This is a genomic window from Corynebacterium aquatimens, from assembly GCF_030408395.1.
Taxonomy (GTDB): Bacteria; Actinomycetota; Actinomycetes; order Mycobacteriales; family Mycobacteriaceae; genus Corynebacterium; species Corynebacterium aquatimens.
Window position 1 is genome coordinate 316,619 of sequence record NZ_CP046980.1, and the last position, 25,801, is coordinate 342,419.

Sequence of the window (25,801 nt, forward strand, 5' to 3'; positions counted from 1 at the left end):
GGCCACTCAGCGATGGTTGATGCGGAAACCCGCAGGTCGCGGCCGGGCGATTTTCTTGAGTGGTTCGGCCACTCAGCGAAATGGGCGGGCGAGGCCGTGCTGGGCCCTCGAACACGAGGGGCGGCTGTGAGTGGCGCTAGGGTTGGGGGCGTGGAAGAGCGCATGAATGAAACAGACAAGGCCCCACAGGTTGATCCCGCTGCGCGGCGCCGCGCTAACAAAGCCGCCGCGGTCTACGGGGGTCTGCGGCTGCTGCTGTTCGTGGTCCTCACTGTGGTGATCCAGGGCGCCGCGATGCTGATCGGCGCCCAGTTCCCGCTGATCATGTCCGCGTTGTTGGCGCTCATCGTGGCCTTCCCGCTGTCCATGCTGGTGTTTTCCAAACAACGCGTTGAGGCTGTCGAAGCGATGGCAACGTGGAATGAGCAGCGCCGCGCGCGCAAAGAGTGGGTGCGCGAGGAACTCGCTGGGCGTGGTTAAGCGCCGAAGAGCAGGGCGATCAGAATCATCGCTGGCATCGAGGCGAACGTGGTGATGAGCACGCTGTCGCGGGCGACCGTTTCACCGACTTGGTAGTTGGCGGCGTAATTGAAGGCCTGTTGCGCGGTGGGGAGCGCGCACAAAATGACGGATGCGTAGAGCAACGGGCCGTGAAGGCCAAGAGCCACGCCGACGGCGAAGGCGATGGCGGGCATGACCGCGAGTTTCATCACCGTTGCCACGATCGTGGGGTTACGGTCCGGGCCCGGCGCGAGAACGTTGCTGCCGGAGAGGGAGGCGCCGAAGCTCATCAAGATTAACGGGATGGAGGCGCCGCCGAGGATCTCAATCGGGGCTAAGACGGGATCCGGCACGGTGAGGTGGCACGCGGCGACGATGAGTCCCAGAAGGGAACCGACAACGACGGGGGCCGTGATGCCTGACCATAGGGCGTGCAGCACTGCGCGGGTGCGGGTTGATCCGCTGGCGGCATTGGCGTTGAGACCGGCGATGATTAATGGGGAGAAAACCACCATTTGCAACAGGAGGACGGGGGCAACGTAGGTGGCCTCACCGATCACGTAGATGCCGATGGGCAGCCCGATGTTGACGGAGTTGAAATAGCTTGCGGACGATGCGCCCGACATGGTGGTGGGGATGTCTTGTTTAAAGAAAATCGCGGAGATCACCCAGTACAAGCCCATGGTCAGGGCACTAGCGATGAACACGACGAGCACCACGGGTGAGGTGAAGGTGGAGATGTCTGAGCGTGCCACGGTGGTGAACAGCAGGCAGGGGGATGCCACGTAGTAGGCGATCTGGTTGAGCATCAGACGTTTGTCCCCGGGGCCGATGATCCCGCGGTGGGCCAGGATGAACCCCGCGCCGATTACGGCGAAGATGATGGCAAAACCAGTGATGACGTCAAGCACGGGCGAAAACCTGCTCTACCTTCTTAATGCGTTTTATGCGCCCGCGAACGCCAGGCCGCCAGCGACGAGGATGGACCAGATCAACATCGCGCGACCGTTTGTGCCCAACACCGGAATGAGTGCTGGCCCGGTCGCGCCGCGGCGCACAACAAGGATTGACCCCAGTGCCCACGGCAGCGCGGCTAGGGACAGCACCGCGGGGATAGCAACGACGCAAAGCCCAAGCGAGACCACAAATGGCACGAGCGTGAGAACAGTGAACACATCGCGCGCCCGCTCGTCGCCAAGTGTGACCGCCAACGTGTTTTTTCCCGCGACCGTGTCGGTGGGGATGTCGCGGATGTTGTTAGCCAAGTTGATCGCGGCGGAGATGGACCCGACTCCCACGGCGCAGGCCACGCCGGCCCACGTGACCCAGCCGAGCTGAGTGAACTGCGTGCCCAGCACTGCAACGAGCCCGAAGAAGACGAATACGGCTAGTTCCCCGTAGCCCTTGTAGCCGTACGGGTTCTTTCCGCCCGTGTAGAACCACGCGGCGGCGACACACAGGAGTCCCACCAGGATCAACCACGGTGTCGTCAGCAAAGACAGCGCCACGCCCGCGATGCCAGCAACGCCGAACGCAGCGAACGCCGCGAACTTCACCAGCTCAGGGCGGGCGAGCCCAGAAGCCGTCAAGCGCGTCGGCCCAGTGCGATGTTCATCCGTGCCGCGCACCCCGTCGGAATAATCGTTCGCGTAGTTCACGCCCACGATCAGCGCCAGCGATACCACCAGCGCCAACAGTGCGTACCCCAGCTGCGCGCCGTCATCGCGCGCCGCGGCCCCTGTTCCCACCACCACGGGGGCAATGGCGTTGGGCCACGTGTGCGGGCGGGCTGCTTCGAACCAGTCGCGTGGAGTCGCGTTCATGTCACCCATCATGCACCGAAAGTGCGCCGCAGGGGAATGTGGGTACTAAAGTATCCCTTCATGTGGATCGACTACGCCATCCGGCAGGGCTTGCACACCGCCGGGACGCTGCTGCGCCAGCCGGGTTTGCTGCTGGCAACGCGCGCGCCGGGCTTGTCGTTCCCGCAACACGGGGAGACGGTCATCTCACTGACCACTTTTGGTCCCCGCATGTCCACGGCGGTGCTGTGCATTGCATCGCTGCTCGTCGCCAGCCCGAAGCTGCCGGTGATCTTGTGGCTCGACCGCGAAGATTATGAAGGCGAATGGCCGCGCGGCCTGAAGCGTCTCGTGGAACGGGGTCTGCAAATCCGCTGCTCCGATGGCGAATACGGGCCGCACACGAAGTATTACGGCACGTTCCAAGAGTTTGCCGGAACCGGCACCCGCATCATCACGGTTGATGATGACATGATGTATCCCCGTTGGTTCCCCGACAAGCTGCTCAACGCCGCGGATGCCTCCCCGGAGTGCGTCGTCGCCTACCGCGCCCACACCATTGTCCGGGACCATGAGAACGGGAAACTCGCTCCGTATAAAGACTGGCGCCCCACGCTGACCACTGAGCCCAGCGTTTTGCATTTTGCAACGGGTGTGTCCGGCGTTGCGTACCCGCCGTCGATGGTGGATTTCGTCGCGGCACAGGGCACGGAGTTCCTCAATCACTCACCGCACGCGGACGACGTCTGGCTCCACCACTGCGCGCTTGAATCCGGGCACCTAGTCCGCCAGGTGTTCCCGCACCCGCGTGAATTTTCCGTCATTCTGTTTAGTCAGTCGAACGCGCTCGTGCGCAAGAACACCTTAGGCGGCCGCAACGACACCCAGATCGCCGCGACCTACACTGACGAAGACCTGGAAATACTCCTCAGTGCAGAAAAACCCGCCGAGGACTAAACGAGTCGCCACAGCATCACTGAAAGAGCGCAGCGACAGCTTTCCGGTCCGGCTTTCCCGGGCCAATCACGGGAATTTCGCGCACTACCCGAATGTCCTTTGGCACCTGCCAGCGCGGAAGCGTGTCATCAAAATGCTCCATGAGCTGCGCCGTTCCCGCCGATCCCGTGTAAGCCAGGCACAGGCGATGCCCGAAACGCTCGTCCGGCACGCCCACGACGCACGCACCCGTCACGCCCTCGCACGCAAGCACATGCTTCTCGACGACCTCCGGGTGAACCTTTAAACCCCCCGTCTCAATAATGGCGTCAAGGCGACCGGTGACGGTGAGCGTGTCGCTAATAAGCATGCCGGCGTCCGAGGTGGCGAACCAGCCATCCTCCGCGAATGCCTCATGGTCCGGGAGATTGCGGTAGCCGCGCGCGATGGTGGGGCCGCCGAGGTGAATGCGCTCGCCGACGACCTTGACCCGTACTCCCGCGAGCGGACGGCCGTCGTAGACGCAGCCGCCAGCAGTTTCCGACGAGCCATACGTGGTCACGGCGTTAATGCGCAGCTTGGCCGCTGATTCCAGCAACTTGGGGTTGATCGCGCCACCGCCGACGAGCACGGCGGCGTAGAGACGCAGCGCCTCAATTCCAGCCAGCGTGCTCATCGCTTTGGTGAGCTGCATAGGGGTGAGCGCGGTGTAGCAGCGTTCGCCGGTGCTGACCAGCTCATCCGTGCGGTAGGCGAACTCCTCAACCGAAAAACCCTGGGTCAGATCCACCCATTCCGGCTCAACTCCTGCCACCAAACACCGCGTGAGCACCTGCAACCCCGCAATGTGGTGCGCGGGCAGAGCCAGCATCCACTGACCCGGCCCACCCAGCGCCTGGTGCGTCGCATCCGCACTAGCTACCAAGTTCGCCGGCGTGAGCTGCGCCCCCTTCGGTTTTCCCGTCGACCCTGAGGTAGCCACCACGACCGCCACCGACTCGTCGATCGACTGCCCCGCCCGCATCGTCGTGCGCAGAAGCTCCGCGCGATCCCTATCCCCAGGGGCCATTCCCCCAGGCACCGGCAGAATCGCCTTCATCCCCGCAATCGCTTCTTCGAGGTCATCCATCAAGGCCACCGGGTCCGCGGGGTCCACCGGGACGATCTCCAGCATGTGTGTCACGGGAGTTCATCGTATCGCCTGCTGCCGCGTTGAACCCACCAGCGGCGCGCCCCAGCACGGCCTTGCAGCAGTCCGCGCAACACACATCAAGAGATACTTGTGGGGACTACACCTCGCGTGCGTGAAAGATTCCGTCGCAAACGACGCGCTGGCACGTAAAACCGTGCTTAACTACCTAAAAATTCACCAACCGTCACAGGAGGATCCGTGTCCGTCACGCTGCGTACGAAGATGGCAGTATCTGCCGTTGTTCTTGCTGTCACCATAACTGGCGTTCCAGCTGCCACCGCGAAGTCGCACAACTGGGAGCACACAAGTACGGATGAACCAATTTCAACCGTCGTTGAGTCCGAAACCGGAGAGTCATTGAATGCGGGCTACTTTCCGGCACAGCACTTCAATGTAGGTACGCAGGTTCCCGGTGAGAAAGATGGCGAACAAGCGCCAAGTGGTTCTAAAGAGAGTTCTGAACTTGATGAGAAAACCAAGAAGATCATCGGTGGCGTAGTAGGCGGGATCGTGGCGATTGCTGCACTCGTAGGGCTTGTGCAATTTGCTGGACCCTTCATTCAGCAGTTCTTGCAAGATCACAACATCATTCCCAGTGCGCAACCACAAGGAGTTTCTCAGCGTGAACGTGACTACGCAGCACAGTTCATGCGAGAGCTCAACGGGTACCGAGTTTCCAAAGGGTTGAGGCCAGTTATGGAGGATAGGAACCTCTCGAATGGTTCATACAACTGGTCTAAACACATGTATCACGTCGGTCGAATCACACATTCCCATGGCCCGTTTGAGGAGCTAGTTTTTAGGGCACTGGGGGACTACGTTGACGACCCAAGTTCAGCAATCAATGTTTGGAAGAGCGATCCAGGCGTCAACGCAAACTTGCTTGATCCTCGAGCACGCGCCGGTGGGATAGGTTTTTACATCAAAGATGGCTGGATTTACGCCACTTATCGATACGTGCGTTAGATGGCCAAGTTTTTAACTCCGGGCAGTGGCCGCGCGTTGTGAAAACGCGTCGTGTGGTCGCTGCCTTTTGTATTTCATCCAGATCGTCCCAGATCGTTTCGGATCGTCATTGTGGACGTGCGCTTTACGGGTCTTTACGACTTACCTAAGTCGTAAAGTGCATCAGGGATCTAATTTTGGTCGAACCCTTGCTTCCTGGGAAAATGTAATTTACGATCGTTTACGAGCCCCGCGAGTCGTAAAAAGAATCGTAAAGTTGAGCATCAATGGTTAACAGTCCCTACACTCCTGGAGAGGTCGCGTCCGTGGTGTATGGACGCGAATCTCTTCTTGAAAACATCAAACGTGAACTTGTATTTCTTGCCGAAGAGCCACGTTTGATTGGACGCACGCAGGTGATCGTTGGGCCGCGAGGCGTAGGCAAAACCAGTTTGTTGCGTAACATCCAGGCTTACGCCTCGCGCAAGGGTTTCGAAACCGTGTGGGTTACGGCGGGTGATGGCCCGTTGGCTAACGCCCTTGTTGATGGGCTGCAACGACTGACGCATACCTGGCGCGGAACGCTTGCGCAGAAGCTCCAGGAGCTCATCGCTTCCGTCCGGATCGAGTTCGCTGGCGTGAACGTCGAGGCATCAAGCCTTAAAGGCCAGCCCGATCAGACCGGTCAGGCACACACTCTTCAACGCCTACTAACTGCTGCGGGAAAAGCGGCTATGGAGCGTAACGCAGGACTGATCGTCCTCATCGACGAAATCCAAAGTGCCGACGGAGAGGGGCTCCGAGCATTGGCATATGCGTGGCAACATATGCAGTCTGATGCAGCGGATCTCGCAATGGCGACGTTCGCGGCCGGATTAAGCCACTCCCAAGACGTGATTACTGACGCTGTCAGCTTTGCGGAACGCTTCCGATACGATGAACTTGAGAATCTGCCCTATGCGGATGCTGAGCAAGCTTTGCGACAACCCGCGGAAGAGCGCGGCGTGCGGTGGTCCGATGAAGCTATTCTTCGGGCGCTTAACGAAGCAGACGGCTACCCGTACTTCATTCAGGTAATCGGGGATGAAACGTGGCGTGCAGCGGGATACCCGGGAGCGGGAACTCTATTGGAACGTGAACAAGTTGACGCAGCCATGGAAGGATTCAGGCGTTTAAGGTCATCATTCTTTCGCGCTAGATGGCAGAAAGCAACACCCGCAGAAGCACGAATGCTGCGAGCAATGGCTGAGCTGGGCGAGGGGAAAGTAAAACGCAAAGATATCACGGACGCGATGAACATTGAGTCGGATGCGATCGGGGTCGCTCGGCGGTCGTTGTTGGACAAAGGTCTAGTAGATGCGTCCAGTTATGGGTATCTGGAGTTTACGGCGCCCGGCTTTGCGGAGTTTATCCGCAATGAGGCCGAGTAGCCGTTGTTATAATCCGAGCTCTGGAACCTGTGCCCGATCTTTACCCCTGCCTAGTAGTAGAACGGGAATTCGTCCCAGTTGGGTGGGCGCTTTTCCAGGAAGGCGTCGCGGCCTTCGACGGCTTCATCGGTCATGTACGCCAGGCGGGTGGCTTCGCCGGCGAAGACTTGTTGGCCCATCAGGCCGTCGTCAAGCAAATTGAAAGCGAACTTGAGCATGCGCTGGGCGGTGGGGGACTTGCCGTTGATCTCGCGGGCAGCTTGGATCGCTTCGGCCTCGAGGTTGGCGTGGTCGGCGACAATATTCACGGCGCCCATGCGGTGCATATCCTCGGCGGAGTAGGCGCGGCCAAGGAAGAAAATCTCGCGCGCAAACTTCTGGCCCACCTGTTTAGCCAGGTAAGCAGAGCCGTAGCCGCCGTCGAAGGAGCCGACGTCCGCATCGGTTTGTTTAAAGCGGGCCTCTTCACGGGACGCGATGGTGAGGTCGCACACGACGTGGAGGGAATGACCGCCGCCGGCGGCCCAGCCGTTGACCACGGCGATGACAACCTTCGGCATCGTGCGGATCAGGCGCTGGACTTCCAAGATGTGCAGGCGTCCACCCTCAGCTTTGACGCGGGCTTCATCAACGTGGTCGGCAGTGGCTGCTTCGACGTCAGCGTCATGGTTCGTGGCGTACTGGTAGCCGGAACGGCCACGAATGCGCTGGTCACCACCGGAACAAAATGCCCAGCCCCCGTCCTTGGGGCTCGGACCGTTGCCGGTAAGGAGCACCACGCCCACCGACGGGTCGCGCCGGGCGTGATCGAGGGCACGGTAGAGCTCATCAACCGTGTGCGGGCGGAACGCGTTGCGCACCTCAGGTCGGTCGAAGGCGATGCGCACGATGCCGTTTTCGCGGCCCTCACCGATGTGGCGGTGGTAAGTGATATCAGTGAAGTTCGCCGGGGTAATGCCATCAAGGCTGGCAGCTGCACGCCACTGGGAGGCGTCGAAGGGTTGCGCGGTGGAATACGTCATGGCCGCCATCGTACGGGCAGGGTGTGAGTGGCGGTGGAAATCACAGGCCACATATTTGATCGCTACCTAAGTCGAGCCTAACCTAAAGATATGTCCGCGAACACCCTGTACGACGTTCCCGTTGGGGAACACGCAACCGTCGCCGGAACGATGGTGGACGCAGCTCTTGATCGCCGGTTACGGGAACTGGGGTTGCGCGTTGGGGCAGACGTCGCCGTCATGCAGAAAACGTCAATGGCGGGGTGGGCTGCCACGACGGAGCGTGCACGACGGGGCCTGTCGCACTGGTGCTGACAAAGAAGATCCACGACATTGCGTAGCCCCGATATCGTCACAGCCGAAGAAATCCTGGAGCGTGCCCACGTCGTTGCGCTGCCTATGGCGGTCCGCTTCCGTGGGGTGACCACGCGCGAAGCTCTCCTCATCGATGGCCCGCACGGCTGGGGGGAGTTCTCCCCATTCATCGAATACGCCGCGCCGGAAGCGTCCGCATGGCTGCGCTCCGGAATTGAGGCGGCCTTTGAAGGCCTGCCCCACGCCGATGGATTCGTGCAGGTCAATGGCACTGTCCCAGCGGTTACGCCCGGCGAGGTTGAAGGGGTGCTGGCGCGTTTTCCGGGGGTCTCCACCTTCAAAATTAAGGTCGCTGAGAAAGGGCAGTCGCTTATCGACGACCTGGCCCGCGTCCGCGCCGTCCACACCGCGCGACCGGATGCCACGCTACGTATCGACGCCAACTGTGCCTGGAGCGTCGACGAAGCCGTGGAGGCAGCCCGTGGTTTTGCCACGATCGTTGACCTTGAATACATGGAGCAGCCCTGCGCGACGGTAGAAGAGCTCGCGCAGCTGCGCTACGAGCTGCACCGAATCGGACTGAACACACCGGTGGCGGCTGATGAATCGATCCGCCGCGCCACCGATCCACTGCGCGTGGCCGAACTCAACGCCGCCGACGTGGCCGTGATGAAGGTCGCGCCACTGGGCGGAGTGCGTGCGGTGGCCGGATTGGTGGAACGGATCGTCGATAAGCGTGGTGTGCGTAGCGTGACTGTCGCGTCGGCGTTGGACACGGCGGTGGGGATTGCTGGGGGACTCGTGGCGGCGAAGTTGACCGAGTCGAACGCGGCGGGGCTGGCCACGCAGCGGCTTTTTGTAGAGGACGTCGTCGCCCCGCGGGAGCTCTTTGGCGGCGGGCTCGCGGTGGAACCTGCCGTGCCGGACCCCGACAGACTGGCGGATTTGGCGGCACCAGCGCCGCGCCGTGACTGGTGGTTTACACGCGTGAGGCAATGCTGTGACTACCTCGAATCACGTTCTCAGTAGAGCCGATCCACAGCCTATCCACACCGCCCTCAGCTAGAGGGCGTGGCTCGTTGTCGCGGCGGTGATTAAAGTAGCGCGTATGAACCAACCACACAACGGAAATGGCAACGGCAACGGCTTCGGCCAAGACCCCACCAACCCGAACAACAACTTCGGTGGCCCCAGTGACCCGAACCCGGAAACCGGCTACATGCCGCCGACTAGCTCCGGCCCGCAGCAGCACTTCCCGGGCCCGGATGATCAGTACGGCCAGGGCAGCTACGACCAGTACGGGCAGGACAACTACGGCCAGTATGGGCAGGACAATTACGGCAATGAGCCGTACAACCAGCCGTACCAGCCGCAGGGCGGCGCTGACGGTCAGCCGCCGAAGAAGCGCAACATGCTGCCGCTAATCATCCTGGGCGTGGTGCTGATCCTCGCCCTGATTGCGGGCCTTGTTTACTTCCTCACCCGCGGCGATGACGGCGAGTCCGAGGAGTCCTCTGCACCTGAGACCACGACCTCTACGTCCGAGGAAACCACCACCACGTCTGAGACCACGACCTCGAAGGAGAAGCCGAAGGAATCCAAGGAGCCGACTCCGCGCGAAGAGCCGAACGAAGCACCCCGTGAGGAAGCACCAGAGCGCCGCCCGGCCAACACCCCGCCGCCGGCTCCGGAGTATGAGATCCCACAGGACCTCCAGGATGAGCTTGACCGCAACATCCGCGAGCTAGAAAACCTGCAGACCTCGCTAGAGAATCGACTGAATGACTCCGTCCGGAACGTCCAATAATCCATTGCCAGACACTGCGCCAAACACTGCGCCCGACGCTGCGCCCGATACTGCGCCGAATGCGGTGGCGGTTGCATCCGCCGTCGTTGACACTCTTGCTGGCCACGTCACTGACGTTGTGGTGAGCCCCGGTTCACGCAACTCGCCGTTGACCTACGCGCTTCTCGCGCGCAGGGACATACGCGTGCACATGCGTATCGACGAAAGGTCGGCGGCGTTTACCGCCCTAGGCATGGCCAGGGTTTCGCGGCGCCACGTCGGTGTGGTGATGACCTCCGGTACCGCCGTGGCGAATGCGCTGCCGGCGGTAGTGGAAGCGCACATGTCGCACACGCCGCTCGCCGTGATTAGCGCCGACCGGCCCGAGCGCCTCGTTGGCACGGGCGCGAGCCAGACCATTTGGCAGCAGGGCATCTTTGGCCGCTACGCCCGCACGCAGCAGGTGACCCAGCCGGACGATCCGATCAGCTTCAGCGACTTACAAGTCCACATCAACGTCGCGTTTGACACCCCGCTTGTGCCCGCCGAACTGCCCACGCCAGTTGGTGAGCCGCGGCTGCGGGTCGGACCGGGGTTCTTGAGCGGATCCGCCGCGTCCTCCGCGAGTGCCGGCGGTGCAGAAATCGCCGAGTCGGTGGACATCGATCTTGACCGCGACACCCTAGTGATCGCTGGGGACGAGGCGTGGGAGGTGCCGGGCCTCGAGCACGTCCCCACGATCGCGGAGCCGACTGCCCCGACTCCGTTCCATCAGGTCCATCCCTTGGCCGCCGGGTTTTTCGTCCAAGACCAGGTTTCGATCAGCCATGACGGGGGCTCATTCACCGCATCGACGAAGCCGGAACAGGTCGTTGTGGTGGGGCACCCCACATTGCACCGCGACGTGCTGGCGCTGCTCGCCGATTCCACGATTGAGGTCATCGGCCTCACCCGAACCGGCACGGTCACCGGGAATCCGGACCGCGTTGCCAGGAACGCGAAGGTGAGCGGGCAGCCGCGCGATAGCTGGATCAAGATCTGCGAAGCCGCCGGTGCGGTCGGTGCAGACACCGTGCGCGATGCCCTTGCTGAGGACGAATTCGGCTTCACCGGCCTGCACGTCGCCGCGGCGGTCTATGACACGCTCGATATCGGTGATTCCCTCGTGCTTGGTTCCTCGAACCCTGTGCGCGATGCCTCGCTCGTGGGCATGCCTATCGACGGGGTGGCCACCTACGCCGCCCGCGGCGCCGCCGGGATCGATGGGACGGTGTCCCAGGCAGTGGGCGTGGCACTGGCGACTCAGGCGCTTTATCCCGATGAGATTCGCGCACCGCGCACAGTGGCGCTCATGGGGGATCTCACCTTCCTCCATGACGTGAACGGTCTTCTCATCGGGCCAGATGAGCCACGCCCGGGAAACCTGACGATCGTTGTTGCGAACGACAATGGCGGCGGGATCTTCGAGAGCCTCGAGCCTGGCGCGCCGCACGTCCGTCGTGATTTCGAGCGGGCCTTCGGTACCCCGCACGGCGCCGTGATTGAGGACTTAGCGTACGCCTACGGTTGCGCGTACCAGCGGGCCGAGTCGATCCACGAGCTCGTCGACGTACTGGTGGAAACCATCGCCGAACCCGCCCCAATCACGATCATCGAGGCCACCACTACCCGCGCGACGCGCCGCGCATTAGCGCAGCGCCTGAAGCGCTAAAACCGCCAGGAGCAGCACCAGCCAGGATCAAAGTCGTGAGTACAGCAATTTCTTCAGTCTCATCGCGATTCGAGTTCACGGATGCGCGCCGCGGACTCGTGCGTCGGCGACTGCACCAAGTGGTCATCATGCTGTACCTGTGCGCGATGCTCGGCTGCGCCGCGATGGTGATGGGTCCTGCCTACAACGACTACGTAATCGGCAAAGACCCGGGCCGCGGGATCGCCACGGTCACCGGGGTGACCAGTGTCCGTACCTACGTTGAATACCAAGATGACCAGGGTTCTTATCACTTCCCCCAAACCGGTTTGCTCTACCCATCCGGACTGGGGGAGGGGCAGCAAGTGTGGGTCACTTACGCGCGCTCCAAACCAGATTTGGTGAAGGTTGAAGGCCGCACATGGACCCTGTCCATCATTCCCGCGCTGTCGGTCGCGGTGGTCTCCACCGTGGTTGCGGCTCTGGCCTGGTTCAGCGTGAGTTCCGCCTTTGCGCCGCGGAAGGCGGACGAGGGTGAGGGGAGTCGTCGATAAGCGTGCTGCGTACTTAGCGTGGGCAAAGTAACATGTAGCGCATGCGCGTTGCCATTGTCACTGAGTCTTTTCTGCCCAACGTCAACGGCGTGACCAACTCGGTTTTGCGTGTGCTGGAGCATTGCAAGCGAGAGGGGCACGAAGCGATTGTGATCGCGCCGGGGGCGCTCCGCGACCAGGAGCAAGTCGATTCTTACCAGGGATTCCGGGTAGTCAGCGTGCCCGCGATGATGGTTCCGATGATTGACTCGCTGCCGGTTGGCGTACCTATGCCGCGGCTCTACCGCACGCTGAAGAGCTACAAGCCGGACGTGGTGCACTTAGCCAGCCCGTTTGTGCTCGGCGGCGCTGGCGCGTTTGTTGCGAAGGCACTGAAGCTGCCCACGGTCGCGCTGTTCCAGACTGACGTGGCTGGGTTCGCCGCGACGTACCGCCTCGGCCTGTTGGAGAAAGCCGCGTGGGGCTGGACCCGCGCCCTGCACAACGCGACGACCATGACGCTGGCGCCGAGCTCCATGGCGATCAAAGAGCTGGAAGAACACGGCATCCGCAACGTTCACCACTGGGGCCGCGGAGTGGACTCGGAACTGTTCAACCCGGAGAAACGCTCCCAAGCGCTGCGCGACGTGTGGGACCCGACGGGGGAGAAGAAAATCGTTGGGTTCGTTGGCCGCCTCGCCAGCGAAAAAGGCGTGCGGCGGCTGGCGGTACTCGATGATGATCCGGCGATCCAGCTGGTCATCGTCGGCGATGGCCCCGAGCGTCGCGAGCTGGGCAAGCTCATGCCCAACGCCGTCTTCACCGGGGAACTCAAAGGCGAGGCGCTCGCGTCCGCGTTCGCGTCGCTGGACCTTTTCGTCCACACCGGGGAGTTTGAAACCTTCTGCCAGGCACTCCAAGAGGCGCAGGCCTCCGGCGTACCGACGATCGGCCCCCGCGCCGGCGGCCCCGTCGACCTAGTGCAAGAGGACTACAACGGCAAGCTTCTCGACGTAGCAACCTTCGAACGCGATCTCCCCGCCGCTGCGCACTGGATTCTCGATGATTCTCGCCTTGACCAGCTGAAACTCAACGCCCGGCAGTCTGTTCAAAACAAGACCTGGCCCGCCCTGTGTGAGCAACTCATCGGCTACTACCAACAGGCGATCGCCGAACACGCGGCCCGCTAGCCCGCCCCGTCCGCTAGCCCGCCCCGCCTGGGCCCGCAACACCCTGCGCGAAAACGCAGCCCGCGGCGCGCTAGACTTGCAGCACTATGGCCAAGGCGAATTTGGAGAAAAATCCCCACGACGTTGCCGGGATGTTCGACGACGTGGGGAAGAACTATGACATCACAAACACCGTGATGACGTTCGGTCTTGACCGCTCATGGCGCCGCGCAACCCGCAAGCTGCTTGATCTGAAACCCACCGACAAGGTGCTTGACCTCGCTGCAGGCACCGCAGTGTCCACCGTTGAGCTGGCAAAATCCGGCGCATGGTGTGTAGCCTGCGACTTCAGTCAGGGGATGCTCGCCGCTGGCGCACACCGCGACGTGCCCAAAGTGTGCGGCGACGGCATGCACCTGCCCTTTGCGGATAACACCTTTGATGCCGTCACAATCTCCTACGGCCTGCGCAACATCCACGACTTCGAAGCTGGTTTACGCGAAATGGCCCGCGTGACTAAGCCCGGCGGCCGCTTAGTTGTCAATGAGTTCTCAACCCCGATCGTCCCCGGCTTTTCCCAGCTCTACCGCACGTACCTGCCGCGCATGATCCCGCTACTGGGTAAGGTCTTTTCCTCCAACGCACCCGCTTACGAATACCTCGCCGAATCCATCCGCGCGTGGCCCGCTCAGGCAGATCTCGCCGCCGCCATCAACAACAGCGGCTGGTCGGAGGCCTCGTGGAAGAACCTGGCGCTCGGCATCGTGGCGCTCCATCACGCCACGAAACCCGAGTAACCCCCGCGATTCGCTGCGGTGCCCTCCCCGTCGTCTGGAGGGCGGTATACTTCGATGATTTCGGGCCACAACTCCGACGCCGTGACCTGCGCAAACCTTATTATCCCACGCTAATATTGAATCGAAGTATACTAAGTCCGCGGGGGCTGGGCGGTTACGGATCCCAGAGGGGAGTGCCGGCGCGCGCGGCGTAGGCGCCGGATCCAGCGAGGCGCCACAGCCTCGCGACGAGATCTTTGTCTTCCTCTGTAACTAAGTTGCCCATGAGCCGGGCCGCTGCTGGCATGATGAACTTGCCGCCAAGACCGCGCAGGGCCAGCGGTCCAACTGCCGGCAAAAACTGAGGGTAGGTAAGCAAGCGTGCAAGTGTCCTGGCCAGCACGAATGCTTCGCCGTAGTGTTCACGGAGTACGTGTGGCCACAGCAGAGTGAAGTCGCGATCGGCCGGGGTTGGGGAGGCCGGGGTTGGGGAGGCCGGAGTGGGGGAGAGCGGGTCGCGGCCAGTGATAAGGGAGGCGGCGAGGATGGCGGTTTCCAGTCCGTAGTCGATGCCTTCTCCGTTAAGCGGGTTGACGCAGGCAGCGGCGTCGCCGATGAGCATCCAGTTCGGGCCGGCAACGCCGGAGACGGCGCCGCCCATCGGTAGCAACGCGGAGGTGACGGATTGCGCGGGGCCGAGTTGCCACTCCGCGCTGACCTGCGACGCATAGGAGTGGAGCAGTTTCTTCGTGTTCACTTTGGCCGGTCGCGCGTCGGTGGATAGGGCGCCGCAGCCGAGGTTCACGGTGCCGTCGCCAAGCGGGAAGATCCAGCCGTAACCAGGCTGAATTTCACCGTCGGCGGAGCGTAGTTCCACGTGGGAGTGCATCCACGGTTCCTGGGAAAACGGTGTCGCGCAGTAGGAGCGCGCCGCGATTCCGAAGACCTCGCCGCGGTGCCAGGTGCGCCCCAATTGCTTACCGACGCCACTACGCACCCCGTCTGCCACTATGACCCAACGCGGGCGGATTTCACCTTGAGGAGTGTGAACGACAGAGATCGCGCCGCCTGTCCCGCGTTCTACGGATGTGGCCGGGCAAGAAAACTCCACCCGGGCACCCGCCGCAGCGGCCATGTCCGCAAGGGCGGCATCGAAGCCCACGCGCGGCCGCGCCGACCCTTCGTCGCCGTACATTCCCGCAGGCCACGGGGCTGTAACCGAACCGCCGAACCCGTGTAGTTTCAAGCCTTTGTTGCGGTAGTCCGGAAGCGCGGAAGAAAGGCCCAAACGCCGCAGGGAATGCACCGCGCGCGGTGTTAGCCCGTCGCCGCAGGTTTTGTCGCGGTTGCGCGGGGAGCCGTCGATAAGCAAAGTGCTCAAGCCAGCGCGGGCGAGAGCGATGGCCGCGGCGCTTCCGGCGGGGCCGGCGCCGATGACTAAGCAAGACGGGGTAAGCATCAAAAGTATTGTGCCAGACCCCTCGCTATGCGGGTGTCGGGGAGTGGACTACGGTAGGAGTGACCCGCACCATCTCAACCCTCAAGGAAAGATCGATGACCAACGGTGCAAGCCACCACGCCGCCGGCGGACTCGACTTCGGCGACTCTCAACTCACTGCGCGGATCCAGAAGGGCCTGGCCGAAGTAGAGGACCTGATGGTCGCGGAACTATCCAGCGGTGAGCCATTCATTGCGGAGAAAGTCACGCACCTGCTCAACGCGGGCGGCAAGCGCTTCCGCCCGATGATTGCGCTTCTGGCCAGCGAGTTCGGCGAGACCCCTGCCGCTGACAACGTAATCCGCTCCGCCGCGATTGTGGAAATGGTCCACCTGGCCACGCTCTACCACGATGACGTGATGGATGAGGCCGACACCCGCCGCGGCGTGCCGTCGGCCAACGCGCGCTGGGACAATACGGTGGCGATCTTGTCCGGCGACTACCTGTTGGCCACGATGTCTCGCCTGCTCAGTGAGACTGATCTGGAAACCGTGCGCCACTTCTCGGACACGTTCGGCGAGTTGGTCGTCGGCCAGATGCGCGAGACGATCGGGGCGGGGGAGGCCAACGCGGTGGAGCATTACCTCACCGTCATTGAGGAAAAGACGGGCGTTCTCATCGCTTCTGCCGCCTACCTCGGCGCGCGTCACGCCGGCGCCCCAGCCGAGCACGTGGAGGCGCTGTCGAAGGCGGCGGCGGGAATCGGCATTGTGTTCCAGATCGCCGACGACATCATCGACATCTTCTCCGATGCGGACGACTCTGGCAAAACCCCCGGCACGGACCTGCGCGAAGGCGTGTTCACACTGCCGGTCCTCTACGCGCTCGAGGAAGAGTCGCCCGCCGGCGACGAACTCCGCGGCCTGCTCACCGGGCCTCTCACCAACGACGAGGACGTCTCCCGCGCGCTTGAGCTCATTGCGCTTACCGACGGCCGGTCGCGCGCCACCGCCCTCATCCACACCTACCTCGCCGACGTGGATGCGCACCTGGAAGCCCTGCCCGACATCCCTGCCCGCGAGGCGCTGCGCACCATTTCGCGTTACACCGTTGAGCGCGTTGGTTAGCCAGGTGTGTGCCCTGTAACCAGCGCGTTTGCGTAAATATGCGCATCGTGTTGTAGAGTATCTTCCGCACGCCAGGTTGCCCGAGCGGCCAAAGGGAGCGGACTGTAAATCCGTCGGCATTGCCTACAGAAGTTCGAATCTTCTACCTGGCACAGCAGCGAACCCGCTGCGGTACACCGCGATCAAACGGTACGCCGCAGCGGGTTTTTCGCATTCTTCTGCGCCCGGCGGTAACGCGAATTGTTTTGTTGACGATGTCACTTTTGAAAGCGCTCGCGTCGCCGCAGGGGCAATCTGTCGGCGGGGCAGCGGTCACCACCTTAAAGACAACTGGACACCAGCTTCTGTAAGGAGACACGACCATGAAATCGAAGAAACTGGCCGCGGCCGCCCTAAAAATGACTCTGGCAACCACGCTTGCGGCGACGCTGACCACCGGAATGATTGGCGCGAACTCGGCGCAGGCTTTTGAAGTCACGCCAATGCCATTCGCGGGCTGCCGTATCGCTGCCACGGAAGGTGATCTGGCGGCTATGCGCGCGTACGATGAGGCCTACCTCAACGCCCTCCAGCGCCTGCTCAAGGAGCGCATCCCCGGCGTTGCTGCCGACGTGGACACCGTGGCTGACCATGCCCGCGCAACCCGTGACTTGTCGCCGTTTGCCCCCAACCCGGAGCACATTGGCCAGGCGATGTGGCGCATTGATCAGGCCGCGCTCAAGGTCGGCTACGACCGCTACGATCACCCGGGTCCGGCGCTTCTCGGCGCGATCCGTAACACGGATCAGTTCAACCGCGATCGCCTCGAGGTCCACACGGGTGCGTTCAATCGCATCAAGGCCACTGAGGAGGCTGACAAAGCGGCCCGCGGCGACAACCCTAGCCTCTTCTACCAGGCGGACTTGAGCCGCTTCACCACCAACCGCTCCGCCGCCTACACGAAGCTCCAGCAGGATGCTCACGCTGCGGCGAAGCCTCAGATGGACGCCTTCAAGAAGCGCGCGGCGGACGGTTTCGCTGCGTGTCGCGATGGGCGCCCGCTTAACGACGGCACCGCAGCCCTACAAAACTCCAAAAACATCAAGCCGGGGGAGGAGACCGCAACGGAGCTGTTCGACCGCGCCGCTGAAGCCTTCTCCAAGGGCGATCTCGGTGGGGCGTTGAACTTCCTGTTCCGTGGCGTGATGCGCGGTCTGCAGGAGTTCCTAATGCCGATCATGATGCTCCCCGCGGTTCCAGCGTGGTTGTCCTCGCAGAACCAGCCGCGCTAATCGGCGCCGATTTGTCATCTGTTCAGCGGGCCGTTCTTGTTATCTGTTCAGGGCGTCGATTTGGTATCTGTTCAGTGGGCCGAAACGGCCTGCTGAACAGGCGATTTGGACATATTGCACTTTACGGGTTAATCTTTCCAAGGCTTCAACGTCAAGGGGTCGTCGAAAAGCGAAAGCTTTGAAGCGATTCCATAACGGAAAAAGTCTGCGCCCCCTTAGCTCAGTCGGCAGAGCGTCTCCATGGTAAGGAGAAGGTCAGCAGTTCGATTCTGCTAGGGGGCTCTGTTGCTTGTTAGCAACTTTTTGTGTGAGCGAAAGCTTGCATGCGGCGGTGTAGCTCAGTGGTAGAGCAAGCGACTCATAATCGCTGTGTCGAGAGTTCAATTCTCTCCATCGCTACGCACCACCTCACCGGTGTGCGGGGCTTGTTACAGGCCTCGTGCTAGAGTTGGCGTACTGTGTAACTCGCGGTAACCCGCGTGATACATGTAGGGGCGTGGCGCAATTGGTAGCGCAACGGTCTCCAAAACCGTAGGTTGCAGGTTCGAGTCCTGTCGCCCCTGCCATATTCCACGTACTCAGTCCAAGGAGAACTGTGGCCGAGAATCCAGAGAAGCGCCCATCCGCTACACCGACGGGTAAGCGACAGCTCACGGGTGACTCTTCCATCAGTACGGAGTCGTACGAGTCGAAGAAAGTCGCCAAGGTTGAGAACCCTGATGAGGACAAGCTGGGTGGCGGTCCCGCGCAGTTCGTGCCCGAAGTGGCAACGGAGATGCGCAAAGTTGTCTGGCCGACTGGTCAGCAAATGCTCAACTACACGTTGATCGTGTTTGCGTTCTTGATCGTTCTGACCGCGCTGGTGTGGAGCGTGGACACCGGCTCTGCGTGGGTGATTGAGAAGATTTTGGTTCCGGAATCCGCAATGAACCCAGTTGAGCTTCCTGATCCGGGCGCCCCGGCGCCGGAGATTGAGATGCCGGCAGAAGCGCCAGCCGAGGCACCCGCTGGCGAAGCTCCTGCAGAAGCCCCGGCCGAGTAGGTCCTTTTCCAGCGCCGCTGTGCGGTGCGCTATAATTGCAAACATTGTTTATCCCGCCTCCCGGATCACCCGGGTAAGGCGGGATAACTTTTGGGATAATGGGACCCACGTGATCCCACGAATAATTAACCGAAAGGAGTAGACGAAATGTCTGACAACAAAACCGACGCAAACAACAACCTCGGCAACGTCGAGGGCCAGCGTGAGGAGACCATGGTGGCCGAAGGTGGCCCCGTGACTGGCGGGGAAGACCAGACCGATTCTTCCGAAGACGACAGTTTGAACTCCGGCGCTTCCACCGACGCTCCGGACGAGGCGTCGGAGGTTACTCAAGGCGAGCCCACGCTTAACGACGATCGGTTTGAAGCCTGCTCCGGCCCCTCCGATCCGATTGACACTCTCCCGGACACTGACTCCGAGACCGCCGAGGCCGCGGAGCCGGAGGCCGGCGCTGAGGGCGCAACCCAGGCTGACCCGGCCGTCGCAGAGGCGACGAATCCGGACGCTGAGCTTGCAGTGGCCGATCCTGCGGAGGCTGCGCCTGCGGAGGCCGAGCCTGCGGAGGCTGAGCCTGCAGAGGGCAACCCGCTCGAGGCCGGTGACGATGATGCCACGGCGGATGCCGAGTACCGTCGCCGCTTGCGTGAATATACCCGGGAACTGAAAAAGCTGCCGGGTTCGTGGTACATCATTCAGTCGTACTCGGGCTACGAGAACAAGGTGAAAACCAACCTTGACATGCGTATCCAGACGCTTGAGGTAGAGGATTCTATCTATGACGTCGTGGTGCCCATCGAGGAAGTGGTGGAGCTCAAGGATGGTAAGCGCAAGATCGTGAAGCGCAAGCTGCTTCCGGGCTACGTGCTCGTCCGCATGGACATCAACGACGCGGCGTGGTCCGTGGTCCGCGAGACCCCAGGTGTGACCAGCTTCGTCGGCAACGAGGGCAACGCGACCCCGGTCAAGCACAAGGATGTTGCAAAGTTCCTCATGCCCAAGACCGCACCGGTCGAAGGCGAGAAGGCACCCGCAACGAGCCCCGAGGGCGAGACCGTCATCGCTATGCCGGAAGAAGAGGCAAAGCCAAAGGTTGCCCACGATTTCCAGGTTGGCGAGGCAGTGACGATTCTCTCCGGTGCGCTGGCCAGCGTTTCCGCCACAATCAACGAGATCGATCCGGAAACCGGTCGCATCCAGGCGCTCGTGTCCATCTTCGGACGTGAAACGCCGGTGGAGCTCACCGCGGACCAGATCGAGCGAATCATTTAGGGCCTGAGCGGTTGGGGGCCTTTCGTCGATAAGCATCTGCGGTGCCTGAGTCACAGACTTGGGCACCGTTTTGCTTTTCGACGCTTTATCAGCGTAAACTTCCCCGACGTGCCTTCTTCGGGCACGACGTGAAAGTTTTATATCCCCGGTGGCTGGCGTGCTGGCATCCGGAAGGGCGCCCGTTTTCATCGTGGCGTGCGCCCCGTACCAAGGAATTGAGGTAATTCGATGGCTAAGAAAAAGGTCACAGGCCTGATCAAGCTTCAGATTGAAGCAGGTATGGCAAACCCGGCCCCGCCGGTTGGTCCGGCTCTGGGTGCTCACGGTGTGAACATCGTTGAGTTCACCAAGGCATACAACGCTGCGACTGAGTCCATGCGCGGCAACATCGTCCCGGTGGAGATCACGGTCTACGAAGACCGCTCCTTCGACTTCATCCTGAAGTCCCCGCCGGCTGCGAAGCTGCTGCTCAAGGCCGCTGGCCTGCAGAAGGGCTCCGGCGTTCCGCACACCCAGAAGGTTGGCTCCGTCACCTGGGATCAGTGCAAGGAAATCGCTGAGACCAAGAAGAACGACCTCAACGCTCGTGACATCGAAGCTGGTGCCGCCATCATCGCTGGTACCGCTCGCTCCATGGGCATCACCGTCGAAAAGTAAACAAACATTTCGTGGCAGGGCCTGGTCAGGCCCGTACCACATTCCAGTTCGCGCCTTGACGGCGCGGGCGCATTCATGACGAAGATTCGAACTTCAACGAAAAGGAATAATCATGGCCAAGAAGCACTCCAAGGCATACCTGGAAAACCTGGCGAAGGTTGACCGCGAGAAGCTCTACCGCCCGCTTGAGGCAGTGGCTCTTGCAAAGGAGACCTCGTCGAAGAACTACGACGCATCGATCGACGTGGCAATCCGCCTTTCCGTCGACCCGCGCAAGGCTGACCAGCTGGTTCGCGGTACCGTCTCCCTGCCGAACGGCACCGGTAAGACCGTCCGCGTCGCTGTGTTCGCTGAAGGCGAGAACGCTACCAAGGCAACCGAAGCTGGCGCTGACATCGTTGGCTCCGACGAACTGATCGAGCAGATCAACGGTGGCACTATCGACTTCGACGTTGCAATCGCTACCCCGGACCAGATGGCTAAGGTCGGTCGCGTGGCTCGTGTCCTCGGTCCCCGCGGCCTTATGCCGAACCCGAAGACCGGTACCGTGACCCCGGACGTTGCTAAGGCGATTTCCGAGGTCAAGGGCGGTAAGATCTCCTTCCGTGTTGACAAGGCTGCGAACCTGCAGGCCCTGATCGGTAAGGCATCCTTCACTCCGGAGCAGCTGGCTGAGAACTACGGTGCTCTTCTCGACGAGGTCCTGCGCCTCAAGCCGGCGTCCGCCAAGGGCGTTTACCTGAAGAAGGTTACTGTCGCTGCATCCCAGGGTCCCGGCATCCCGGTCGACCCGTCTGTGCAGAAGAACTACGCCGAGTAGTTCACCGGGCACTCGCCCGTTTGCATTTTCACCCGCTTTCCGCGGTCCCATGGGCCGTCGGGGGCGGGTTTTGCCTTTTCTGCTGGGGGCCGCGTTCGCGAAATTCGTCTTAGGTGAAGCGTCATCTAAAAGGCTAAAGGCTCTGACCCGGAGGTTTGAGAATTACGTTTCTGTCGTAAGCAAAATTTCGCGAATGGGTGGATCGCCGCTTCAGGCTTATCGACGAAGCGTCCCACACTCACCGAACATTCCGGCGTGCAAGTGTGTACCATCCGCGGCGACAGCCTTGACCCGCAGACAATTGCTCTGATGCGCGCGAAAATCCATTAAAGGAGAACCCATGAACAGCCAGAACCGCCGCCAGAACAACAGAACACTCCGTGCGATACGAGGCGTGGTGAAGAACGTCGTAGCTGCGAACGCGGTCGCGGTGGCACTGGGCCTTGGTTCGGCTGGAATCGCGCAGGCCCAGGGGGAAAGCAATGACCCTGCGCTTCAGCAAAGGGTCAACGCGGATGAAAAGATCGCGCCGCTCGGGGAGAAAGTGGTCATTTCCGAAGGGCACGCGGACTTGGGGCCGGTGTATGTGAACGGGAAGCTGAACTTCATGGTCCGCGACGACTCGCAGGCACCGCCGGTCTGGCGCCATATCGACGACGTCGTCTTTGCCGTTTCAGATAAGGCCATTTCCGACAATGCGGTTTCAGACAATGCCATTCAGACGCTGCCGGAGGCCGACGAGCTCTCTTTCACCGGCGCGAAGCCTGGGGCAAAGGTGTGGGTGGTGCCGCAAACAGAGGTCGCCGGTGTCCCGTGGTTGGGGTGGACTGTGCAGTCGCCGGCGGTCGTCGATAAGTCTGAGCGCGGCGTGAATATCGCGTTCGGTGGGCATCAGGGCCCGGGCGATTTTTCTTTGTTCCTGCACGACGGCGGGTCCAGTCAGCCGCAACAACTGTGGAACTCGCGGTTGAGCGGGCACCAGCCGATGTGGGTGGAAGCGGATACTCACACCCACGCGAACTGGGTGTTCACCGAGCCTGGCGTGCATCTGGTGGCCGTGCAGTTCTTACTCAAGGAGCACTCGGGCTTGACCACCTTGCACCAGAACGTCATAAGGTTCGCTGTGGGGGATTCCACTAACCCGGCGCAGGCGCGCGCGGCTACGTTCGATGATCCGTGGCGTACGGCGAGCACGGGCGCGGCGGAGGCAGACGGCGGGGCCGAACACGATGGGGCCGCCGCGACCGAAGACACGCAAAGTGGAAGTGGTGTCATGTGGACGTTCGTTGGACTGGTGGTCTTCGCCCTGATCCTGGGTGTGGGAAGCCTGGTCACGTTGAAGCGTGCCCGCGCCCGCGCCCGCCGCGAACAACGGCTCGATCGCCAGCAGGGATAGTTCCTTGAGTGGTTCGGCCACTCAGCGAAACTAAGTTCGTAAAACTGCAGGTCGCGATCGTGAAATCTCCGTGAGTGGTTCGGCCACTCAGCGAATCGGCTTCCGAAGACCAGCCGACACCGCGTGGAACGCAACGGGCGATTTGGTCCTAGGCGTTCACCGCGCTAAACTCCCCAATCGAAGTTTGAACGGCCGATTCTAGGCCGAGCTCAAGTTTCACCAAAGACCGTCGGTCATCCCTAAAGGTTCCCATGCCGAAGGGATCGAAGACTCCCCACGGAGTGGCCCACGCAGGAGAAACGTGGCATCTACGCTGGCGCGCGATTCGCAAGCTGGCATTCCAGATACGCCTCGTGCTTCTGCACGGGGCGTTGTTCGTTTTTAAGCCAAGCGCATGAAACGCACATTGCCCCGGCGGACAGAACAAATGAAGTTACTGGAAGGAGGCGTGTGAAAAATGGCAAACCCGAAGAACGTTGCTGAGTTGGAAGCCTTGGACGAAAAGTTCGCTGGCGCTGACTCGGTGTTCCTCACGGAGTACCGTGGTCTGACTGTTACGCAGATGCAGGATCTCCGCGGTCAGCTGGGTTTTGATGTTGAGCTGCACGTCGCCAAGAACACCCTCGTCAAGATCGCGGCTGCAAAGCACGGTGTTGAGGGTCTCGATGATCTCCTGGTTGGTCCGACCGCTGTTGCCTTTATTAAGGGTGACGCTGCGGTGGACGCTGCCAAGGTGATGAAGAAGTTCGCGTCTGACAATGACAAGTTCATCGTCAAGGGCGGATTCATGGACGGCAAGGCTCTTAACGCTGATGACGTTAAGGCTGTTGCGGACATGGACAACCGCGAGACCACGCTGGCGAAGATCGCTGGCGCTATGAAGGGCAACTTGGCCAACGCTGCTGGCCTGTTCCAGGCTCCGGCTTCCAAGGCGGCTCGCCTGGTTGCCGCGCTGCAAGACAAGCAAAACGAAGCTGCTTAATTCACACACTTAATCTGAGCGGCCACTACCGCTCACTAAAGAAAGGATGCCATCATGGCTAAGCTCACCAAAGAAGAGCTGATCGACGTTTTCAAGGAAATGACCCTCATTGAGCTTTCTGAGTTCCTGAAGGAATTCGAGGAGGTCTTCGAGGTCACCGCTGCTGCTCCGGTTGCTGTTGCGGCTGCTGGCGCTCCGGCTGCTGGCGACGCTCCGGCTGCTGAGGAGAAGGACGAGTTCGACGTCGTTCTGGAGAACGCTGGCGACAAGAAGATCGGCGTTATTAAGGCTGTCCGCGAGCTCGTTCCGGGTCTCGGCCTGAAGGACGCTAAGGAAATGGTTGAGGGCGCACCGAAGGCGATCCTCGAGGGCGCTAACAAGGACGATGCTGAGGCTGCTAAGGCCAAGCTCGAAGAGGCTGGCGCTACCGTTACCCTCAAGTAATTTAGAGGGTCTCTTAGGCTCAAGCGAAGAGCCTGAGTTGCTTATCGACGAAACCCCGTCCGCATTTTCCCCCAGCGGTGCATTGCACCTAAGGGAAGGAGATGCCGGCGGGGTTTCGCGTTTTCGATGCCCAGGATTCACCGGGTCTCGCTGATGCGTAAACTTATAACTCATGTTGCCTAAGTCCCGTGTCATCTCTGCGCTGTTGGTCGGTCTTGGCCTGGCGCTGTTATTGGCTGGGATTGCTGCGCCGCGTTTTCTTAATGGTGACGCGCGTTTCCCGTTGGATTTGGAGCACACGACGTGGACGGTTCATGATCCGGATGCGACAGTTGATGGGAAGCCTGCGTCGGTGACGCACCAGTTGCATATGACTGTCCAAAACCCGTCGACGGATAAGGTCGCGGGACTACGCATTGGGGATTCGTTGCTGCGCGGCCCCGCGGGCCTAACGGGGGGCAACGGTAGCGGAAGCGACATTGACAACCTGATTGCTGCACGTACCTGGGCGCTTGAGATGGATCGGCACACGGGGCAGTTTGTTTCGCCGGTGAAGGTGGCGAACACGATGGCGATGCCGGAAACGCAGATCCCCGTCGAAGGTGTCTGGCTGAAGTTCCCGGTCCACGTGGAGAAAACCACGTACAACGTCTTCGACCCCACGTTGCGTACGACGGCCCCCGCGACTTTCACCGGCGAGAAAGAAATAGCAGGTAGAACGGCCTATAGCTTCGTTCAGGAGATCGCGCCGACTAACGTGGCCACGCTGTTCAACGACCCCGCCAACATCACCATGGTCGAGGTCGCACCCGGCACGCTCGAGCAGGCGTACCTCACCCACGCCGCCCGCCGCGAGTTCATGGTCGATCAATCCACCGGGTTGGTTGTGGGCATGAGCGAGCTTATCGACGATTACTATGCCGACCGCACCGGTCGCGGCCTGCGAAACATTGCAACGTACGAAGCGACAATGGATGATGCCCAGGTGGAGGCGCTGGCCAGTCAGCTGCCGAGGGTCACTGCCTACGATTCGCGCATCGTGACGATCGCGGTTCTGGTGACCGGTGGCCTGCTTACGCTCGCCGGGCTGGTCGGCGCGCTGCGTCCGCAGTGCAGAAGCCCGCAGCGTAGGCTCCCGCAGCATGAGCGGACGGACTAATTCCGCGCAATCCTCCTATTTCCAAAGAAAGCGCATACCCCGTTCGGGGTAAAACTGCTCACTCATTCGGCCACGCCGTTCACAGGGTAATAACATGATTTCTTGAGAAAGTACTGAGGG

Annotated in this window: 26 protein-coding genes and 4 tRNA genes; 25 read left to right on the forward strand and 5 right to left on the reverse strand. The window is 61.4% G+C overall.

Annotation, left to right across the window (positions count from 1 at the left end; all coding sequences use genetic code 11):
- Positions 1 to 162 precede the first annotated feature (162 nt).
- Complete coding sequence (locus CAQUA_RS01440) at positions 163 to 480, forward strand: DUF4229 domain-containing protein (protein ID WP_196824826.1); 318 nt, start codon at positions 163 to 165, stop codon at positions 478 to 480.
- On the opposite strand, the gene CAQUA_RS01445 is transcribed toward CAQUA_RS01440, so the two are convergent.
- Positions 477 to 1,412: an AEC family transporter gene (locus tag CAQUA_RS01445; protein WP_196824825.1), complete on the reverse strand. Its 936-nt coding sequence runs from the start codon at positions 1,410 to 1,412 to the stop codon at positions 477 to 479. The genes CAQUA_RS01440 and CAQUA_RS01445 overlap by 4 nt on opposite strands.
- Before the next feature lie 33 nt (positions 1,413 to 1,445).
- Complete coding sequence (locus CAQUA_RS01450; protein ID WP_196825660.1) at positions 1,446 to 2,333, reverse strand: 1,4-dihydroxy-2-naphthoate polyprenyltransferase; 888 nt, start codon at positions 2,331 to 2,333, stop codon at positions 1,446 to 1,448.
- A gap of 51 nt (positions 2,334 to 2,384) precedes the next feature.
- On the opposite strand from CAQUA_RS01450, the gene CAQUA_RS01455 reads away from it, so the two are divergent.
- Positions 2,385 to 3,260 carry a glycosyltransferase gene (locus tag CAQUA_RS01455; protein WP_196824824.1) on the forward strand — a complete coding sequence of 292 codons (876 nt, stop codon included), beginning with the start codon at positions 2,385 to 2,387 and terminating at the stop codon, positions 3,258 to 3,260.
- A gap of 16 nt (positions 3,261 to 3,276) precedes the next feature.
- On the opposite strand, the gene menE is transcribed toward CAQUA_RS01455, so the two are convergent.
- The gene (gene menE, locus CAQUA_RS01460) at positions 3,277 to 4,413 is read right to left on the reverse strand and encodes an o-succinylbenzoate--CoA ligase (RefSeq protein WP_196825659.1); all 1,137 of its coding nucleotides are present in this window, start codon (positions 4,411 to 4,413) and stop codon (positions 3,277 to 3,279) included.
- Positions 4,414 to 4,629: 216 nt separating this feature from the next.
- Between menE and CAQUA_RS01465 the strand changes: the two genes are divergently transcribed.
- Together CAQUA_RS01465 and CAQUA_RS01470 are read left to right on the forward strand one after the other, a co-directional pair.
- Positions 4,630 to 5,397: a CAP domain-containing protein gene (locus tag CAQUA_RS01465; RefSeq protein ID WP_196824823.1), complete on the forward strand. Its 768-nt coding sequence runs from the start codon at positions 4,630 to 4,632 to the stop codon at positions 5,395 to 5,397.
- 305 nt (positions 5,398 to 5,702) lie between these two features.
- Entirely contained in the window at positions 5,703 to 6,806 is a 1,104-nt protein-coding gene (locus tag CAQUA_RS01470) for a DUF8462 domain-containing protein (RefSeq protein ID WP_196824822.1), read from the forward strand.
- Between the two features lie 50 nt (positions 6,807 to 6,856).
- Here CAQUA_RS01470 and CAQUA_RS01475 read toward each other — a convergent pair whose 3' ends face one another.
- On the reverse strand, positions 6,857 to 7,828 hold the full coding sequence (locus tag CAQUA_RS01475) for a 1,4-dihydroxy-2-naphthoyl-CoA synthase (RefSeq protein ID WP_196824821.1): 972 nt from the start codon (positions 7,826 to 7,828) through the stop codon (positions 6,857 to 6,859).
- 90 nt (positions 7,829 to 7,918) lie between these two features.
- Between CAQUA_RS01475 and CAQUA_RS01480 the strand changes: the two genes are divergently transcribed.
- The 7 genes from CAQUA_RS01480 to CAQUA_RS01510 all read left to right on the forward strand — a co-directional run bounded on the left by CAQUA_RS01480 (position 7,919) and on the right by CAQUA_RS01510 (position 14,097).
- Positions 7,919 to 8,122, forward strand: coding sequence for a FeoA family protein (locus CAQUA_RS01480; protein WP_196824820.1), 204 nt, complete (start codon positions 7,919 to 7,921; stop codon positions 8,120 to 8,122).
- 84 nt (positions 8,123 to 8,206) lie between these two features.
- Entirely contained in the window at positions 8,207 to 9,151 is a 945-nt protein-coding gene (locus CAQUA_RS01485; RefSeq protein WP_231375896.1) for an o-succinylbenzoate synthase, read from the forward strand.
- Positions 9,152 to 9,230: 79 nt separating this feature from the next.
- Positions 9,231 to 9,929: a hypothetical protein gene (locus CAQUA_RS01490; RefSeq protein WP_196824819.1), complete on the forward strand. Its 699-nt coding sequence runs from the start codon at positions 9,231 to 9,233 to the stop codon at positions 9,927 to 9,929.
- On the forward strand, positions 9,904 to 11,619 hold the full coding sequence (gene menD / locus CAQUA_RS01495; protein WP_196824818.1) for a 2-succinyl-5-enolpyruvyl-6-hydroxy-3-cyclohexene-1-carboxylic-acid synthase: 1,716 nt from the start codon (positions 9,904 to 9,906) through the stop codon (positions 11,617 to 11,619). The genes CAQUA_RS01490 and menD overlap by 26 nt, the downstream gene beginning before the upstream one ends.
- A 128-nt stretch (positions 11,620 to 11,747) precedes the next feature.
- The gene (locus CAQUA_RS01500; protein WP_196825657.1) at positions 11,748 to 12,152 is read left to right on the forward strand and encodes a DUF3592 domain-containing protein; all 405 of its coding nucleotides are present in this window, start codon (positions 11,748 to 11,750) and stop codon (positions 12,150 to 12,152) included.
- Between the two features lie 41 nt (positions 12,153 to 12,193).
- A complete protein-coding gene (locus CAQUA_RS01505) occupies positions 12,194 to 13,321 on the forward strand; it encodes a glycosyltransferase family 4 protein (protein ID WP_196824817.1) in 1,128 nt (375 codons plus the stop codon).
- A gap of 86 nt (positions 13,322 to 13,407) precedes the next feature.
- Positions 13,408 to 14,097, forward strand: a complete 690-nt coding sequence (locus CAQUA_RS01510) for a demethylmenaquinone methyltransferase (RefSeq protein WP_196824816.1) — start codon at positions 13,408 to 13,410, stop codon at positions 14,095 to 14,097.
- Between the two features lie 154 nt (positions 14,098 to 14,251).
- Here the strand turns inward: CAQUA_RS01510 and CAQUA_RS01515 are convergent, their stop codons facing one another.
- A complete protein-coding gene (locus CAQUA_RS01515) occupies positions 14,252 to 15,535 on the reverse strand; it encodes a geranylgeranyl reductase family protein (RefSeq protein ID WP_196824815.1) in 1,284 nt (427 codons plus the stop codon).
- Between the two features lie 95 nt (positions 15,536 to 15,630).
- Between CAQUA_RS01515 and CAQUA_RS01520 the strand changes: the two genes are divergently transcribed.
- The 14 genes from CAQUA_RS01520 to pgfA all read left to right on the forward strand — a co-directional run bounded on the left by CAQUA_RS01520 (position 15,631) and on the right by pgfA (position 25,681).
- The gene (locus CAQUA_RS01520) at positions 15,631 to 16,641 is read left to right on the forward strand and encodes a polyprenyl synthetase family protein (RefSeq protein WP_196824814.1); all 1,011 of its coding nucleotides are present in this window, start codon (positions 15,631 to 15,633) and stop codon (positions 16,639 to 16,641) included.
- 70 nt (positions 16,642 to 16,711) lie between these two features.
- Positions 16,712 to 16,793: transfer RNA gene (locus CAQUA_RS01525), tRNA-Tyr, on the forward strand.
- A 210-nt stretch (positions 16,794 to 17,003) separates the two neighbouring features.
- Positions 17,004 to 17,912 (forward strand): hypothetical protein, encoded by a 909-nt coding sequence (locus CAQUA_RS01530; protein WP_196824813.1) that lies wholly within the window; start codon positions 17,004 to 17,006, stop codon positions 17,910 to 17,912.
- A 209-nt stretch (positions 17,913 to 18,121) separates the two neighbouring features.
- Positions 18,122 to 18,194: transfer RNA gene (locus CAQUA_RS01535), tRNA-Thr, on the forward strand.
- A gap of 45 nt (positions 18,195 to 18,239) precedes the next feature.
- A tRNA-Met gene (locus CAQUA_RS01540) sits at positions 18,240 to 18,311 on the forward strand.
- 91 nt (positions 18,312 to 18,402) lie between these two features.
- Positions 18,403 to 18,478 (forward strand) — tRNA-Trp (locus CAQUA_RS01545).
- Positions 18,479 to 18,507: 29 nt separating this feature from the next.
- Positions 18,508 to 18,954 (forward strand): preprotein translocase subunit SecE, encoded by a 447-nt coding sequence (gene secE, locus CAQUA_RS01550; protein ID WP_196824812.1) that lies wholly within the window; start codon positions 18,508 to 18,510, stop codon positions 18,952 to 18,954.
- Between the two features lie 390 nt (positions 18,955 to 19,344).
- Positions 19,345 to 20,223: a transcription termination/antitermination protein NusG gene (gene nusG / locus CAQUA_RS01555; protein WP_196825656.1), complete on the forward strand. Its 879-nt coding sequence runs from the start codon at positions 19,345 to 19,347 to the stop codon at positions 20,221 to 20,223.
- 228 nt (positions 20,224 to 20,451) lie between these two features.
- Positions 20,452 to 20,880 (forward strand): 50S ribosomal protein L11, encoded by a 429-nt coding sequence (gene rplK, locus CAQUA_RS01560; protein ID WP_196824811.1) that lies wholly within the window; start codon positions 20,452 to 20,454, stop codon positions 20,878 to 20,880.
- Positions 20,881 to 20,992: 112 nt separating this feature from the next.
- Positions 20,993 to 21,700, forward strand: a complete 708-nt coding sequence (gene rplA / locus CAQUA_RS01565) for a 50S ribosomal protein L1 (RefSeq protein WP_196824810.1) — start codon at positions 20,993 to 20,995, stop codon at positions 21,698 to 21,700.
- A gap of 340 nt (positions 21,701 to 22,040) precedes the next feature.
- Positions 22,041 to 23,096, forward strand: a complete 1,056-nt coding sequence (locus CAQUA_RS01570; RefSeq protein ID WP_196824809.1) for a choice-of-anchor M domain-containing protein — start codon at positions 22,041 to 22,043, stop codon at positions 23,094 to 23,096.
- A gap of 457 nt (positions 23,097 to 23,553) precedes the next feature.
- Positions 23,554 to 24,078, forward strand: coding sequence for a 50S ribosomal protein L10 (gene rplJ, locus CAQUA_RS01575; RefSeq protein ID WP_196824808.1), 525 nt, complete (start codon positions 23,554 to 23,556; stop codon positions 24,076 to 24,078).
- A gap of 54 nt (positions 24,079 to 24,132) precedes the next feature.
- Positions 24,133 to 24,522: a 50S ribosomal protein L7/L12 gene (rplL, locus tag CAQUA_RS01580; protein ID WP_196824807.1), complete on the forward strand. Its 390-nt coding sequence runs from the start codon at positions 24,133 to 24,135 to the stop codon at positions 24,520 to 24,522.
- 172 nt (positions 24,523 to 24,694) lie between these two features.
- On the forward strand, positions 24,695 to 25,681 hold the full coding sequence (pgfA, locus tag CAQUA_RS01585) for a cell envelope lipid trafficking protein PgfA (protein ID WP_196824806.1): 987 nt from the start codon (positions 24,695 to 24,697) through the stop codon (positions 25,679 to 25,681).
- Positions 25,682 to 25,801: the final 120 nt, after the last annotated feature.

Excerpts from the sequence above, each read along its gene's own strand:
- CAQUA_RS01515 (WP_196824815.1), bottom strand. The coding sequence starts at position 15,535 with ATGCTTACCCCGTCTTGCTTAGTCATCGGCGCCGGCCCCGCCGGAAGC.
- rplK (WP_196824811.1), top strand. The coding sequence starts at position 20,452 with ATGGCTAAGAAAAAGGTCACAGGCCTGATCAAGCTTCAGATTGAAGCA.
- CAQUA_RS01440 (WP_196824826.1), top strand. The coding sequence starts at position 163 with ATGAATGAAACAGACAAGGCCCCACAGGTTGATCCCGCTGCGCGGCGC.
- CAQUA_RS01475 (WP_196824821.1), bottom strand. The coding sequence starts at position 7,828 with ATGACGTATTCCACCGCGCAACCCTTCGACGCCTCCCAGTGGCGTGCA.
- CAQUA_RS01530 (WP_196824813.1), top strand. The coding sequence starts at position 17,004 with ATGAAATCGAAGAAACTGGCCGCGGCCGCCCTAAAAATGACTCTGGCA.
- rplL (WP_196824807.1), top strand. The coding sequence starts at position 24,133 with ATGGCTAAGCTCACCAAAGAAGAGCTGATCGACGTTTTCAAGGAAATG.
- CAQUA_RS01490 (WP_196824819.1), top strand. The coding sequence starts at position 9,231 with ATGAACCAACCACACAACGGAAATGGCAACGGCAACGGCTTCGGCCAA.
- CAQUA_RS01450 (WP_196825660.1), bottom strand. The coding sequence starts at position 2,333 with ATGGGTGACATGAACGCGACTCCACGCGACTGGTTCGAAGCAGCCCGC.
- CAQUA_RS01480 (WP_196824820.1), top strand. The coding sequence starts at position 7,919 with ATGTCCGCGAACACCCTGTACGACGTTCCCGTTGGGGAACACGCAACC.
- CAQUA_RS01510 (WP_196824816.1), top strand. The coding sequence starts at position 13,408 with ATGGCCAAGGCGAATTTGGAGAAAAATCCCCACGACGTTGCCGGGATG.
- CAQUA_RS01455 (WP_196824824.1), top strand. The coding sequence starts at position 2,385 with ATGTGGATCGACTACGCCATCCGGCAGGGCTTGCACACCGCCGGGACG.
- menD (WP_196824818.1), top strand. The coding sequence starts at position 9,904 with ATGACTCCGTCCGGAACGTCCAATAATCCATTGCCAGACACTGCGCCA.
- menE (WP_196825659.1), bottom strand. The coding sequence starts at position 4,413 with ATGCTGGAGATCGTCCCGGTGGACCCCGCGGACCCGGTGGCCTTGATG.
- CAQUA_RS01485 (WP_231375896.1), top strand. The coding sequence starts at position 8,207 with ATGGCGGTCCGCTTCCGTGGGGTGACCACGCGCGAAGCTCTCCTCATC.
- rplJ (WP_196824808.1), top strand. The coding sequence starts at position 23,554 with ATGGCAAACCCGAAGAACGTTGCTGAGTTGGAAGCCTTGGACGAAAAG.
- CAQUA_RS01520 (WP_196824814.1), top strand. The coding sequence starts at position 15,631 with ATGACCAACGGTGCAAGCCACCACGCCGCCGGCGGACTCGACTTCGGC.
- CAQUA_RS01500 (WP_196825657.1), top strand. The coding sequence starts at position 11,748 with ATGCTGTACCTGTGCGCGATGCTCGGCTGCGCCGCGATGGTGATGGGT.
- CAQUA_RS01570 (WP_196824809.1), top strand. The coding sequence starts at position 22,041 with ATGAACAGCCAGAACCGCCGCCAGAACAACAGAACACTCCGTGCGATA.
- pgfA (WP_196824806.1), top strand. The coding sequence starts at position 24,695 with ATGTTGCCTAAGTCCCGTGTCATCTCTGCGCTGTTGGTCGGTCTTGGC.
- rplA (WP_196824810.1), top strand. The coding sequence starts at position 20,993 with ATGGCCAAGAAGCACTCCAAGGCATACCTGGAAAACCTGGCGAAGGTT.
- CAQUA_RS01505 (WP_196824817.1), top strand. The coding sequence starts at position 12,194 with ATGCGCGTTGCCATTGTCACTGAGTCTTTTCTGCCCAACGTCAACGGC.